The following is a 14452-nucleotide window of genomic DNA, read 5'->3' as shown; positions in this document are numbered from 1 at the left end:
TGGACGGTGCGGGTCTGGGACTGGCCCTGCCCGGACTGGCCCAACGACCGGCCCTGCGACTGGCCCTGCCCGGACTGGCCTGGCGACTGGTGCACGGTCACACCGCGCCTTCCGGCACCCAGATCTGGGGCGCCTGCTCGGTGAAGAAGCGGTTGGTGACCGCCTCGCTGGCCGCCGAGCAGGTGCGCTGCAGCTCGTCGAGGCGGGTGGGCAGGCCGGCGAGGATCTCGTCGGTCTGCATGAACTCCAGCATCGTGCGGGCCCGGCCCACGATCCGGTGCGCCTCGCCGGCCACCCCGATCCGGTGGCCCTCGCGGACGTTGGCCCGCTCGAGCTCGGCCAGGCAGCCCTCGGCCTGCTCCAGGGCGGCGAACACCGACCGCGGGAAGAGCCGGTCCAGCAGCAGGAACTCCGCGGCGCGGCTGGAGTTCACCGCCCCGCGGTAGGTGCGCAGGTAGGGCTCGTAGGCGCCGGTCGAGCGCAGCACCAGCGTCCAGGACGGCGCGGCGTCCCCGGCCAGCACCCGGGTGGACAGCATCCGGGAGGTCATGTCGACCCGCTCCAGCGAGCGGCCCAGGATGAGGAACAGCCAGCTCTCGTCGCGGCTCATCGTGGCGTCGGCCAGCCCGAAGACCATCGCCGAGCGCTCGCGCACGAACCGGAACAGCGAGTGCGGCCCGTAGCGGCGGGCCATGGTGCGCTGCTGCGGCAGCGCGTTGTGGGTGACGTTCAGCGACTCCCAGATCTCGGCCGACAGCACCTCGCGGGCACCGCGGGCGTTCTCCCGGGCCGCCGACAGCGCGCCGGTGATCGAGCTGGGGCTGGTCCGGTCGAAGGCCAGGGTGGCCAGCACCCGCTCGGTGTCGGCCTCGGCGGGCTCGCACGGCGCGCCCATCAGCGCGAGCAGGTTGGCGCACGCCCGCTGCTCGTCGATCCACGGGTCCTCGACCAGCCGCTGGGTGTGCACGTCGAGGATGCGCGCGGTGTCGTCGGCCCGCTCCACGTAGCGGCCGATCCAGAACAGCGACTCGGCGATCCGGCTCAGCACTGGGAGGACCCCCTGCCCCCCGCCACTCGCCGGCTCGCGGCGGGCCCCTGCAGGGGGCCGGCTTGCTGCTGCTGCTGGGACTGCGCGAGGGCGTTGTCGTTGGGCGGGCCGGGGTCCTGCGCGGGGGGCTCGGCGGGCAGGTCGGCGGTGGTGAACTCGATCCGGGTCACGTCGTGCTCGGGGACGGGCTCGAGGGACGGCCGCGGCGGGGAGATGACCCAGGTGTCCTTGGAGCCACCGCCCTGGCTGGAGTTGACCACCAGCTCCCCCTCCGGCAGCGCCACCCGGGTCAGGCCGCCGGGCAGCACCCACACGTCGGTGCCGTCGTTGACCGCGAAGGGCCGCAGGTCGACGTGCCGCGGGGCGATCCGGCCGTTGATCAGCGTCGGGGACGTCGACAGCCCGATCGGCTTCTGGGCGATCCAGTCCCGCGGCGAGGCCCGGACCTTCACCGCGAGCTCCTCCAGGGTGCGCTGGTCGGCGCGCGGGCCGATCACGATGCCCTTGCCGCCGGACCCGTCGACCGGCTTGAGGACCAGCTGGTCGAGGGAGGCCAGCACCCACTCGACGGTGTCGGGCTCGTCGAGCCGGTAGGTGTCGGCGTTCTTCAAGATGGGCTCCTCACCCAGGTGGTAGCGGATGAGGTCGGGCACCCAGGTGTAGAGCAGCTTGTCGTCGGCGACGCCGTTGCCCACGGCGTTGGCGATGGTGACCCGGCCGGCGCGGGCGGCGTTGACCACCCCGGCACAGCCGATCACCGAGTCCGACCGGAAGTGCACCGGGTCGAGGAACTCGTCGTCGATGCGGCGGTAGATGACGTCGACGCGCTGCTGGCCGTCCGTCGTCCGCATGCTGACCTGGCCACCGGAGCAGACCAGGTCGCGCCCCTCGACCAGCTCCACGCCCATCTGCCGCGCGAGCAGGGCGTGCTCGAAGTAGGCGGAGTTGTAGACGCCCGGGGTGAGCAGGACGACGGTCGGGTCGACGACGCCCGTGGGCGCGGAGGCCTTCAGCGCGGCCAGCAGCCGGCCCGGGTACTCCGCGACCGGCTGCACCCGGTGGTCGCCGAACAGCTCCGGGAGCACCGAGCTCATCGCCGCGCGGTTGGTGATGACGTAGCTGACGCCCGACGGTGAGCGGAGGTTGTCCTCCAGCACCCGGAAGTCGCCGGCCTCGTCGCGCACCAGGTCGATGCCCGAGACGTGCACCCGGACGCCGTTGGGCGGCACCAGCCCGTGCGCGGCCCGGTGGAAGTGCGCACTGGTGGTGACGACGCTGCGCGGCACGACCCGGTCGGCGAACACCTCGCCCGCGCCGTAGACGTCGGCCAGGAACGCCTCGAGCGCCCGCACCCGCTGGGCGACGCCGCGCTCGATGACCGCCCACTCCTCGTGGCCGATCACCCGCGGCACGATGTCCAGCGGGAAGGGCTGCTCCTCCCCCGCGTGGGCGAAGGTGACCCCGGCGTCGCGGTAGGTCTGGGACAGCACGTCGGCGCGAGCGGCCAGCTCCTCACCCGACATCGGCTGCAGTGAGCTGAACAGCCCGGTGTACGGCGACCGCGGCTGCCCGGGGGCCGAGAACATCTCGTCCCACTGCTGCCCCAACGAGTAGCCGTCGAAGAGGTCCGCCATGCGACGAACCTAGACAGGACGTGTGTCCCCCGCGTTTCGGCGACACGGCCGCGCCCGGCCCCCTCGCAGGGGCCCGCCGCGAGCTTGCTCGTGGTGGGGGGCGAGGGGGTCCTTCCTCAGGCGGAGGCGCGCCGGACCAGCCGGGTCGGGCAGACCCGGGTCTGGACGCCGTCGGCCGTCCGGTCGACCTGGGCGAGCAGCAGCTCGATCATGACCTGGGTCATCTCCTCGAGCGGCTGGGTCACCGTGGTCAGCGGCGGGTCGCTGCGCAGGGCCACCGGCGCGTCGTCGAAGCCGACCACCGCCACGTCGCCGGGGACGCTGCGGCCGGCCGCGTGCAGCACCCGCAGCGCGCCGACGGCCATCGGGTCGGAGGCGACGAAGACCGCGTCGAGCTCGGGCGCCCGGTCCAGCAGCTCCTCCATCGCCCGCGCGCCGCCGCCCTCGGTGAAGTCGCCCTCCACGACCAGTCGCGGGTCGGCCTCGTGCCCGGCGTCGGACAGCGCGGCCCGGTACCCGGCGAGCCGGTCCAGACCGGCGACCATGTCGCGCGGGCCGGAGATGCTGGCGATCGTCCGGCGGCCGTCGGCCAGCAGGTGCTCGGTGGCCAGCCGGGCTCCACCGCAGTTGTCGGCGTCGACCCAGGCGACCGGGCGGTCGTCCAGCGGGCGCCCGCACAGCACCAGCGGCATGCCGGCCGCGATGAGCTCGTCGGGCAGCACGTCGTGGCTGTGCAGCGACATCAGGATGACGCCGTCCACGTGCCCCTGGCGCACGAACCGGCCGGCCTTCTCCTGCTCCCGCTCGTCGCGCGCGGTGAGCAGCACCAGGTTGATGTCCGTGCTGGCCAGGGCGCCGTTGAGACCGCGCACGATGCTGGCGAAGAAGGGGTCGGAGAAGATCCGCGCGTCGGGTTCGGAGAGCACCAGCGCGATCGTGTCGGTGCGCCGGGTGACCAGGCTGCGGGCCATCCGGTTGGGGACGTAGCTCAGCGCCGCGACCGCCGCCCGGACCGCCTCGCGCGCCTCGGGGCTCACTCGTGGGGAGTCGTTGACGACCCGGGAGACCGTCGCGCGGGACACGCCGGCGAGCACGGCGACCTCGTCCAGGGTCGGCGAGGAGACGCGGGTGCTGGTTCCGGTCACGGGACTCCTGGGTCGGGCGGTGGCGCCTCATTGTGAGCACACGACCCGCCCGGCACCAGGTACCGGCACGTTGCCGAACTGTTACTTGACACCCGGTTGTGGCACAGACCACTCTCTCCGTCACGGCCGTGAGAGCGTTCTCACGCCCCCGGCGGACGGTGCATCGGAGCGTCGTCCCGGGGCCATTCAGGAGGTCACTGTTGATCCACTCCACGAAGGGCAGGGCGACGCTGGGAGCGGCCCTCGCCGCTGTCCTGCTCACCGCCGGCTGCGGCGGCTCGGACGGCGACGCCGCCGCCGACGCGGCTCCCTACGACCCGAACGCCCCCGTCACGCTGACGGTCGGCACCTTCGGGACGATGGACCTCGACAACGCGGGGCTCTACGACGAGTACATGAAGCTCCACCCGAACGTCACGATCAAGCAGAACAACATCACCGAGTCGGCCGAGTACTACAAGTCGCTGCAGACCCGCCTCGCCGCCGGTTCCGGCCTCGACGACATCCAGGGCCTGGAGATCGGCTTCATCGCCGACGTCGTACGCAACCACGGTGACGCCTTCGTCGACTTCGCCGCCGAGGAGAACGCCGAGGAGCTCAAGGGCAACTTCTACGACTGGAAGTGGGGCCAGGCCTCCACCGAGGACGGCAAGACCATCGGCCTCGGCACCGACACCGGCCCGCAGGCCATGTGCTACCGCAAGGACCTCTTCCAGCAGGCCGGCCTGCCCACCGAGCGCGACCAGGTCAGCGAGCTGTGGCCGACGTGGGAGGCCTACCTCGACGTCGCCCGCCAGTACCAGGGCAAGTCCAGCAACAAGTTCCTCGACAGCCCGGCCAGCATCTTCTCCTCCTCCGTCTACCAGGGCGAGACCGCCTACAACGACGCCGAGGGCAACCCCATCCCGGAGGAGAGCGAGGGCGTCAAGACCGCCTGGGGCTACGCCAGCACGGCTGCCTCCGAGGGGCTGACCGCCAACCTGGAGCAGTTCGGCAAGGAGTGGAACGCGGCGTTCAGCAACGGCGCGTTCGCCACGATCGCCTGCCCCGCCTGGATGCTGGGCTACATCAAGTCCCAGCTGGGTGACGCCGGCACGGGCCTGTGGGACGTCGCGTCGCTGCCGGGCACCGAGAGCTCGGGCGCCAGCAACTGGGGCGGTTCCTTCCTCGGGGTTCCCAAGGACGGCAAGAACGTCGAGGCCGCCAAGGACCTCGCCGAGTGGCTGACCGCCCCCGAGCAGCAGGTGAAGACCTTCACCGAGGCGGCGCACTTCCCCTCGAGCCCGCAGGCCGCCGCTGACCCGGCCGTCGTCGACGCCACCAACGAGTACTTCAACAACGCCCCGACCGGCAAGATCTTCGGCGAGTCCGCCGAGGCCATCAAGCGGACGCCGATCGGCCCGTACGACACGCAGATCCAGGAGGCGTTCACCACCGCGCTGACGGACGTCGCCTCGAACGGGACGGCGCCGGACGCCGGGTTCGCCAACGCGGTCAAGGCCGCACAGCAGGCCATCGGCGGCTGACAGAGCCGACTGAGCACCAGGACAGCGGTGCCCGGGAGCCCCTGCGCTCCCGGGCACCGCGCCGGTTCCCACTCCAGCCGCCCCCGGCCGCCCCGGCCCCGGGCCGGCCCCAGGTCCGCCCGTCACCGACGACCCCGAGGTCCTGCATGACCATCGCCAGCCAGGCTCCAGCTGAGCTCCACGGAGCCTCCGCCGCCTCCACGACGACCGCCCCCGGCTCCGCGCCGCGCAGACGCCGGAAGAGCCTCACCGAGAACCGCTGGGGCTACGCCTACGTCGCCCCGTTCTTCCTGGTCTTCGCGGCCTTCAGCCTCTACCCGTTCATGTACACCGCGTGGGTGTCCCTGCACCGGACCAGCCTGTCCAACATCGACGGCGGCACCTGGGTCGGCCTGGACAACTACCGGAACCTGCTGCAGAGCGAGTTCTTCTGGAACGCCCTCCGGAACACCTTCACGATCGGCATCCTGGCCACCGTCCCGCAGCTGTGCATGGCCATCGGCCTGGCGCACCTGCTGAACTACAAGCTCCGCGGCCGCACCTTCTTCCGCACCGTGATGCTGATGCCCTACGCGACCAGCATCGCCGCCGCCACCCTCGTCTTCTCCCAGCTGTTCGGCCGGGACTACGGCCTGATCAACACGATGCTCGAGGCCGTCGGACTCGAGCGGATCGACTGGCAGAGCGGCACCGTCAGCAGCCAGGTCGCCATCGCGGTGATCGTCACCTGGCGCTGGACCGGTTACAACGCGCTGATCTACCTGGCCGCGATGCAGGCGATCCCCGGCGAGCTGTACGAGGCCGCCGAGATCGACGGCGCGAACAAGTGGAAGCAGTTCCTGCACGTGACCGTGCCGTCGCTGCGACCCACGATCCTGTTCACCGTCGTCGTGTCCACCATCGGCGCCGTCCAGCTGTTCGGTGAGCCGCTGCTGTTCGGGGCCACCAACTCGACCTCCGGTGGCTCCTCGGGGCAGTACCAGACGCTGGGCCTGCTGATGTACCAGCAGGGCTGGAGCAACTTCCACATCGGCCAGGCGGCCACCACCGCCTGGATGATGTTCATGATCATCCTGCTCATCGTGGGGATCAACGCGGCCATCAGCCGTCTCCGCAACCGGGCCGAGCGGTAGGAGCCGGACATGACCATCGCCCTCCCTGGCACCCAGACGACCTCCGTCCAGCCGGTCGACCGGCCGGTCACCCGCAAGGGCGGCAGGGGCGCCCGCTCCGGCAAGCCCGGACCGGTGGCCTACACGCTGCTGACCCTGGTCGCGCTCATCTCGATCTTCCCGCTCTACTGGACGCTGGTGGCCGGCTCGCACACCAACGCCGACATCGCGGCCACCCCGCCGCCGTTCCTGCCCAACGCCAGCCTGTTCGAGAACTTCAGGGCAGCGCTGGACCAGGCGCCCATCGGCAAGGCGATCCTGAACTCGGTCATCGTGTCCTCGTCGATCACCATCGGCACCGTGCTGTTCTGCACGCTGGCCGGGTTCGCCTTCGCCAAGCTGAAGTTCAAGGGCCAGGGCGTGCTGCTGGCGTTGGTGATCGGCACGATGATGGTGCCCACCCAGCTGTCGGTGATCCCGCTGTTCATGATGGTCGCGGACCTGCAGTGGGTGAACCAGCTGCAGGCGGTCATCTTCCCGACCCTGGTCAGCGCGTTCGGCGTCTTCTTCATGCGCCAGTACCTGATCTCCTCGCTGCCCAACGAGCTGCTGGAGGCCGGCAAGGTCGACGGCGCCTCGACCTTCCGGATCTTCTGGTCGATCGTCATCCCGATCGCCCGTCCGGCCATGGCCGTGCTGGCGATGCTCACGTTCCTCACCGCCTGGAACGAGTTCTTCTGGCCGCTGATCGCCCTGACCACCGCCAACCCGACCGTGCAGGTCGCGCTGGCCGGACTCGGCTCGGGCTACATCCCGCAGCAGTCGGTGATCATGGCCGGCACGCTGCTGGGCACCCTCCCGGTGCTCATCGTCTTCACGATCCTGGGCAAGCAGATCGTCGGCGGCATCATGCAGGGCGCGGTCAAGGGCTGACCGCGCCCTGCGCCAGGAACTGCTGATCGACGTTCGACAGGGCAATCTGCAGGGGTCGGCCCGCGCGCCGACCCCTGCCCCCGCCCCCCACGACTCCGGCACGGCCACCCACGGCGTGCCGCTCCACCGACCCACCAGCGAGGAGCTCCACCACATGACCTCCACCGACGTGCGCTCCGCGCCCTCCGGCCTCGTCCTCCCGCCCGGCTTCGCCTTCGGCGCGGCCACCGCGGCGTACCAGATCGAGGGCGCCCACGACGTCGACGGCCGCGGCCCGTCGATCTGGGACACCTACAGCCACACCCCCGGCAAGACCTTCAACGGCGACACCGGTGACGTCGCCGTCGAGCACTACACGCGCTACCCCCAGGACGTCGCCCTGATGAAGGACCTGGGCCTGGACGCCTACCGGTTCTCCGTCTCCTGGCCGCGCGTCCTCCCCGCCGGCAAGGGCGCGATCGAGCAGCGCGGGCTGGACTTCTACCGGCGGCTGGTCGACGAGGTGCTGGAGGCCGGGATCGCGCCGTGGCTGACGCTGTACCACTGGGACCTGCCGCAGGCCCTGGAGGACGAGGGCGGCTGGACCAACCGCGACACCGCGCACCGCTTCGCCGACTACGCGGGGATCGTCTACGACGCCCTCGGTGACCGGGTGCCGCACTGGTCGACGCTGAACGAGCCGATGTGCAGCTCGCTGCTGGGCTACCAGGCCGGCGCGCACGCCCCCGGCCACACGAACTCCGCCGAGGCCGCCAAGGCCGTGCACCACCTGCTGCTCGGCCACGGCCTGGCCACCCAGGTGATGCGCGACAAGGGCGCCGACCACCTGGGCATCACGCTGAACTTCACGCCGATGTCCCCGGCCAGCGACTCCGCCGTCGACGTCGACGCCGCCCGCCGCCAGGACGGGCAGCAGAACCGCATGTTCATCACCCCGATCGTCACCGGCGAGTACCCGGCCGACGTCGTCGAGGACCTGGTTGCAGCCGGCGCCCCCCTCCCCGTCCAGGACGGCGACCTCGAGATCATCTCCACCCCGGTCGACTGGCTGGGCGTGAACTACTACTACGCCGCCGTCGTCAGCGGTGGCCACGAGCCGAAGAGCCCCTCGACGTTCATCGGCTGCGAGGACGTGCGGGAGGAGAAGCAGGACGGCCCGACCACGACCATGGGCTGGAGCGTCAACCCCGACAGCTTCACCGAGCTGCTCAACCGACTGAGCGCGATCGCGCCGGGACTGCCCATGTTCATCACCGAGAACGGCTCGGCGTGGCCGGACGAGGTCGCCGAGGACGGTCAGGTCCACGACCAGCAGCGGGTCGACTACCTGCACGACCACCTGGCGGCCATGGCCACCGCGATCGAGGCCGGCGCCGACGTCCGCGGCTACTTCGCCTGGTCGCTGCTGGACAACTACGAGTGGGCCCGCGGCTACGCGCAGCGCTTCGGCATCGTGCACGTGGACTACGAGACCCAGGTCCGCACCCCCAAGGACAGCGCCCACGCCTACGCCGAGGTCATCCGGCAGCACAAGGCCGGCGCGTGACGGAGGCCGACCTGACCGGCCGCCGGGTCCTGCTCACCGGCGCCTCCCGGGGCGTCGGTCGGGCGGTGGCCCGGCGGCTGGTCGCCGCCGGCGCCGACGTCCTGGGCACCGCCCGGGACGCCGCACTGCTGGACGAGGTGGCCGCCGAGGTCAGCGGCCGGGGCACCTTCGTCCCGGTGGTGGCCGACCTGACCGACCCGGGCACCCCGGCGCGGCTGGCGGCCGAGGTGGCGCAGCGGTGGGGCGCCCTCGACGTCCTGTTCAGCAACGCCGGGGTGATGCTGTCCCACGCCGACCGGTTCGAGGACGAGCCGGCCGGCACGCTCGAGGCCACGCTCGAGGTCAACCTGCTGGCACCGCACCGGCTGGTGATCGCCCTGCTGCCCGCGCTGCGGGCGGGCAGCGAGCCGCGGGTCGTGCACGTGGGCTCCGGCGCCGGCACGATCGACGGGGCGTCCGAGCCGGGCATCGCCAGCTACCGGGTGAGCAAGTACGCGCTCAACGGGCTGATCCTCGTGCAGGCCGCGCAGCTGCGCGGCGAGGTCGCCGTCAACGGGCTCGACCCGGGCTGGGTGAAGACCGACCTGGGCGGCGACGAGGCGCCGGGCACGGTCGAGGAGAGCGCGGACGGCGCGATGGCGCTGCTGGCCGAGCCCGCCTCGGTGACCGGCCGGTTCTTCAAGGACGGCGCCGAGATCCCGTTCTGAGCATGTCCCGAGGCACACCGCACCTGCTGCTGGACGACCACGTCCGGCAGCGGGTGCTGTCCTGTCTGCTGCTGGTGCAGCGGCACTCCTGGGACCAGGGGGTGACCGCCGCCGCGCTCGAGGACGCCGGCGCGGCCGACCAGCTGCGCGTGCTGGCCGACGACGCCGTGGCCCGGCAGCTGCCCGACGGGCGGCTGGCCGAGCTGGACCCGGCGTGCGCGGTGAACAGCGGTGCCGTCGGCGAGCTGGTCGCGGTGCTCGCCGGGCGCACCGGCGACGCCGGCCTGACCGCCGCCAGCGGACGCCAGCGCGACTGGCTGCTCACCGGGGCGCCGCGCGCCGCCGACGGCACGCTGTTCCACCTGACCGTCTCCCGCCAGGTGTGGGCCGACAGCGTCTACATGGTGGTGCCCTTCCTGGCCGCGGTCGGCGAGCCGGCCGCTGCGCTGGCCCAGTTCCGCGGACACCGGTCCCGGCTCCGCGACCCGGCCACCGGGCTGTGGGCCGCACGCTGGGACGAGGACGCCGGCGCCCTCGCCGACCCGCGCGCCTGGGGCACCGGCAACGGCTGGGTGGCGGCGGGCGCGGCCCGGGCGGTGCGTCACCTGCCGGGTGCGCCCGGCGCCGAGCTGGCCGCCGAGGTGCGGGCGCTGCTGGCAGCCTGCCGCCCGCTGCGCCGTCCCGACGGGCTGTTCGGGGACGTGCTCGACGACGCCGGTGGCCCGGCGGACACGAACGTGGCCGCGATGCTCGGTTACGCCGCGCTCACCGGCGCCGCCGACGGGTGGCTGCCCCCGGCGGACGGCGCGCTCGGCGAGTCGCTGCTGGGCTCCGTGGTCGACCGCCTCGACGAGCTCGGTCGGGTGCAGGGCGCCAGCGCGGCCCCGCACTTCGACCGCCCCGGGCACTCCCCCGAGGCCCAGGCCTTCCTCCTGCTGGCGCACTCCGCCGCGCTCCGGTGGCGGGCCTCGACGCACCGGGGCGCCGCGTCGTCGTGACGCGGCGCCCCGGGCCGTTCGATGGTGGTGCCGGCGGTCAGCGCAGGGCAGGCACCGCCAGCCGGGCCAGCTCGAGGGCCTGCTGGGGGAACCAGGCACCGGCGGCGGGGTCGGTGATGCCGCCCCACTCCGGGTCGGTGGTGCTGCCGGCGATCCCGCGGTTGCACTCACCGTCGGACTGCCCCGGGGTCTTCACCCAGAGGTAGGCGTCCAGCAGCGGGGCGTCGGCGTCGGGCTGGGCCTGCGGGGTGGCACCCAGGCCGCGGCCGGGCGGGTTGCACCAGGTCTGCGGGTCCGGGTAGGTCACGCCCTCGGCCGGGACCCACGGGCCCTGACCGTTGCGGCTGGTGTCGATCACGAAGTGCTCGGTCGGCACGGTGTCACCCAGCAGGGCGTCGAACCGCTGGTTGATGCCCAGGGTGTTGGCCGCCGGGTCGGTGGCGGTGTCGCTCCACTCCAGCATCGGGTCGAGTGCCACGCCCCTGTAGCCGTTGGCCGGGCCGCCGTTCCAGTACTGGTTGGGGCAGGGGTCGGTGTCCACCCCGTGCGTGTAGTCGTCGGGCAGGATCGCGAGGCACTGGGAGATCCAGGTGCCGTACTGGGTCAGGTTGGCCGTGTACTGGTAGTTCGAGGTGTTGAGCGAGAAGCCCTGGAACTGCTCGACGCCGGCGTCCTGCAGCCGGTCGGAGATGCTGGCGACGTTGTGCCAGCCGGTGTGCCCGGCGTCCAGGTAGACCAGCGCGGCGGGGTTCGCCCGCTCGATGGCCTCCCCGATGTACCTGATGTCCGCCAGGCGGCCCTCGTCGGTCGGCACGAACTGCCCGTCGTAGGTGCCGTCCGGGCAGTCGCCGGGCATGAGCGGCAGCCCGTCCGGCTCGATGATCACGGTGACGGTGCCGGCCTTCGTCAGCCCGGCGGCGAAGCCGTCGGCCCAGGCGCGGTAGGCCGCATCGTCTGCAGCTCCACCCGAGGAGTACTGCGAGCAGTCCCGGCCGGGGACGTTGTAGGCGACCAGCGTGGGCACGGTCTTGTGCGCCCGCGCCTGGGTCACCGTGCGGTGCACCTCCTTCTGGACCTCCTTGGGGGTCCCGCTGGTGAACCAGACCGCCTGCGGGGTGTCGATCACCCCCTGGATCAGGGCGGCGTCAGCGGTCCGGCCCTGGCGCTCGAGGTCGGCGATCTGCTGCTCCGCACCCGGGTCGGGCCGCGGGGTGTAGAAGCGCGTGTCGGCCGGGAGGACGGCCGCCTCCGGTGCGGTGAGCGAGGGCGCCGGGACCGGGGCCGGCTTGGCCGAGGCCGGCGAGCTCATCGCCAGCTGGCCGACCGCCACGGCGGCCGAGACGGCCAGGACCGCAGCGCGCCTGCGCGGAAGGGGGTTCGAGAACATCGTCGTCCTGTCGTCAGGGGACCCACAGAGCCGCGTTGCCCTGTGGGAGCGCTCCCACGCCGCTGCGCGACAACCCAGCGAAGAAGAAGTGTGGGAGCCGTCACAGCTTCTCCCGAGAGCTCGCCGATGGCAAGACCCCGTTCCGGAACTCTCCGGTCACGACCGCCCCCGGACGGCGGCCGGCACGAGCCCGACCGGCGCGAGCCCGACCCGGCCGTCCCGCGACGGGCGCCGTCCGGGTCAGAAGCCCCCGCCGGCGCCACGCCGGCCGCGGCTGCCCGAGCCACCGAAGCTGCCGCTGGAACCCCGGCGCCCGCCACCGCCGCCGAAGCCGCCGCCACCGAAGCCACCGCCCAAGCCACCACCACCGAAGCCACCACCCAGGCCGCCACCGCCGAAGCCGCCGCCGCGCCGGGAGCCCCCGCCCCCGAGCAGGATGCCGCCGAGCACCAGGCTGCCCAGGTCGACGCCGGGACGACCGCCGTAACCGGGCTGCACCGGACCCGGGCCGTACCCCGGCCCACCGCCGTAGCCGCCGCCGGCCCACTGGTCGACGTCGGCACGGGCCAGGTCGAGGGCGTGCTGGGCGAGGCTCGCCGCCTGCTGGGCCTCCGCGAGCGCGGCGACCGGGTCGGCCGGGCCCGTGCTGACGGCGGCGTCCAGCCGACGCTGCGCCTCGGCGAGCCGGGTGCGCGCCTCCGGCCCGACGGCACCCCGCCGGGTGCTGATGAAGTCACCGGCAGCGGCGACCGCCGACCGGGCGGTGAGCAGCGTCTGGTCCAGGGCGGAGGCGGCCCGGCGGAACCGGGTGGCTGCGTCCCGGGCGGCGCCGAGCGACCGGTCCAGGGCGATGTCGGCCTCCTCCAGCTGCCGGAGCGTGGCCAGCGGGTCGGGGCGCTGGCCGGTCGTCGCCCCGTCGGCCGCGGCCAGGGCCGCCTCGGCGCGGGCGACGAGTCCGGGGAGATCGCCGCTCCCCGCACCGCTCCCGGACAGCAGGCTGCGCGCCTCGGCGAGGTCCTGCTGGACCTCCGCCCGCACCTGGGCCAGCCGGCCGGGCGCCGCGTCGAGGTCGGCGGCCAGTCGGCCGATGGCGTCGAGCAGCGTGCGGGTCTGCGCGACCGCGTCCTCGGCGGTGCGCACCGAGGCCACCGCCTTGCCGGCCGTGCCGGCGGCGAGCAGGTCGCGGGCGTCGGCGATCTCGGCACCGGCAGCGGCCAGCAGCGCCCGCGCCTGGGCGGGGTTGCCGGCCACCGGTGCCACGGCGCTGTCGGCGTACCGGCCGCGCAGGTCGGCCAGCCGCCGCTCCTCGGCGGGGAGCCGCTGCTCCAGCTCGGCGATCTGCGGGGTGAGCCGCTCCAGCGCCTGCGGTGCGTTCCGCTCCAGGTCGCGCAGCCGGTCGAACGCCTCGGCCTGGGCGTCCAGCCGCTCGTCGGCCGCGCCGGTCAGCCGGAGGATCTCGGCCAGCATGCGGCGCTTCGTCGGCTCGTCCTCGGGGACCTCGTCGTCCAGCTGCTGGCGCAGCGTGAACGCCTGCTGCAGCTCCGTCTGCGACCGGGCCAGCGCCTCGGCGAACCCGGCCACCGACTCGTCGCCGTACTGGGCGCGGGCGAAGTCCAGCTCCAAGGAGGACGTGCGGGCCGCCTCGTCCAGCTCCAGCAGCGCGCCGCTGGCCCGGAAGGTGAGCTGCTCGGTCGTCTCGTCCGGGAAGGGGTCGGCTGCCCGGGCGGCCGCCACCTCCTGCTCCTGCACCTGACTGCGGCGGCGCCGGTTGCGGACGAGGAGGTAGCCACCGCCACCGACCACCGCGACGCCCGCGACCACGGCCAGAGCGCCTCCCCCGCCGCCACCGCCACTGCTGCTGCCTGCCGACCCGGTGCCCGCGGCGGAGCCGTCACCGGCCAGCCCGTCGGCCAGCGCGACCACGGCGCCGGACCAGTCGCTGGCCGACAACGCCGGCTGGACGTCGGAGCTGAGCACGTCGCGCAGCCGGGCATCGGAGACCGGGGAGCGCTGGTCGACCGACACCGCGTAGGACCGGACCGAGGGGTCGACGGCCACCGCGAACACGATGCCGTCGGCGCCCAGGCCGGAGCGCTCGGCGGTGCTGTCGGCCCAGTCCTGCCGGTCGAGGCCGTCGAAGGTGTCGACGAACACGGCGTAGAGCCGGATGCCCTCCTGGGTGCGCAGCCGCTCGATGGCGTCCTCCGCCGCGGCGGCGCCGTCACCCAGGACCCCGGCGGTGTCGGTCACCGGCTGGGCGAGCCGTCCGGGCTGCTCGGCGTGGGCGGTACCGGTCATCACCAGGGTGGCGGCCAGCGCGAGCAGGACGGCGAGCAGTCGGGCGAGGCGGGGCATGGGTCCATCGTCGCCGATCCGGCGTCCGCGGGCGCGATCATGCCGGTCAGGCCGGCATCGG

The 14452-nt window shown here is 73.3% G+C and carries 11 protein-coding genes; 6 read left to right on the top strand and 5 right to left on the bottom strand.

Annotated features, from left to right (window positions below):
- Nucleotides 1-97: 97 nt before the first annotated feature.
- The 3 genes from O2W14_RS13880 to O2W14_RS13870 form a co-directional block, all read right to left on the bottom strand.
- Nucleotides 98-1048, bottom strand: a complete 951-nt coding sequence (locus O2W14_RS13880) for an alpha-E domain-containing protein (RefSeq protein WP_269176693.1) — start codon at nucleotides 1046-1048, stop codon at nucleotides 98-100.
- A complete protein-coding gene (locus O2W14_RS13875) occupies nucleotides 1042-2682 on the bottom strand; it encodes a circularly permuted type 2 ATP-grasp protein (RefSeq protein ID WP_269176692.1) in 1641 nt (546 codons plus the stop codon). Before O2W14_RS13875 ends, O2W14_RS13880 begins: the two co-directional genes overlap by 7 nt.
- Before the next feature lie 116 nt (nucleotides 2683-2798).
- Entirely contained in the window at nucleotides 2799-3827 is a 1029-nt protein-coding gene (locus O2W14_RS13870; protein WP_269176691.1) for a LacI family DNA-binding transcriptional regulator, read from the bottom strand.
- Between the two features lie 200 nt (nucleotides 3828-4027).
- On the opposite strand from O2W14_RS13870, the gene O2W14_RS13865 reads away from it, so the two are divergent.
- From O2W14_RS13865 to O2W14_RS13840, 6 genes are all read left to right on the top strand, one after another.
- Nucleotides 4028-5353 carry an ABC transporter substrate-binding protein gene (locus O2W14_RS13865; protein ID WP_269176690.1) on the top strand — a complete coding sequence of 442 codons (1326 nt, stop codon included), beginning with the start codon at nucleotides 4028-4030 and terminating at the stop codon, nucleotides 5351-5353.
- A gap of 146 nt (nucleotides 5354-5499) precedes the next feature.
- Entirely contained in the window at nucleotides 5500-6486 is a 987-nt protein-coding gene (locus O2W14_RS13860) for a carbohydrate ABC transporter permease (RefSeq protein WP_269176689.1), read from the top strand.
- A 9-nt stretch (nucleotides 6487-6495) separates the two neighbouring features.
- Nucleotides 6496-7398, top strand: a complete 903-nt coding sequence (locus tag O2W14_RS13855) for a carbohydrate ABC transporter permease (RefSeq protein ID WP_269176688.1) — start codon at nucleotides 6496-6498, stop codon at nucleotides 7396-7398.
- 154 nt (nucleotides 7399-7552) lie between these two features.
- Nucleotides 7553-8944 carry a GH1 family beta-glucosidase gene (locus O2W14_RS13850; protein ID WP_269176687.1) on the top strand — a complete coding sequence of 464 codons (1392 nt, stop codon included), beginning with the start codon at nucleotides 7553-7555 and terminating at the stop codon, nucleotides 8942-8944.
- Complete coding sequence (locus O2W14_RS13845; protein ID WP_269176686.1) at nucleotides 8941-9651, top strand: SDR family NAD(P)-dependent oxidoreductase; 711 nt, start codon at nucleotides 8941-8943, stop codon at nucleotides 9649-9651. Before O2W14_RS13850 ends, O2W14_RS13845 begins: the two co-directional genes overlap by 4 nt.
- Before the next feature lie 2 nt (nucleotides 9652-9653).
- Complete coding sequence (locus O2W14_RS13840; protein ID WP_269176685.1) at nucleotides 9654-10649, top strand: glycoside hydrolase family 88 protein; 996 nt, start codon at nucleotides 9654-9656, stop codon at nucleotides 10647-10649.
- A gap of 37 nt (nucleotides 10650-10686) precedes the next feature.
- Here the strand turns inward: O2W14_RS13840 and O2W14_RS13835 are convergent, their stop codons facing one another.
- Nucleotides 10687-12036, bottom strand: a complete 1350-nt coding sequence (locus O2W14_RS13835; RefSeq protein ID WP_269176684.1) for a glycoside hydrolase family 6 protein — start codon at nucleotides 12034-12036, stop codon at nucleotides 10687-10689.
- 240 nt (nucleotides 12037-12276) lie between these two features.
- Nucleotides 12277-14391 (bottom strand): TPM domain-containing protein, encoded by a 2115-nt coding sequence (locus O2W14_RS13830; protein ID WP_269176683.1) that lies wholly within the window; start codon nucleotides 14389-14391, stop codon nucleotides 12277-12279.
- Between the last annotated feature and the right edge of the window lie 61 nt (nucleotides 14392-14452).

This window comes from Modestobacter sp. VKM Ac-2986 (assembly GCF_026967795.1).
Taxonomy (GTDB): Bacteria; Actinomycetota; Actinomycetes; order Mycobacteriales; family Geodermatophilaceae; genus Modestobacter.
Note: the sequence above shows the minus strand (reverse complement) of the source record. Positions and strands in the feature narration are given on the sequence as shown.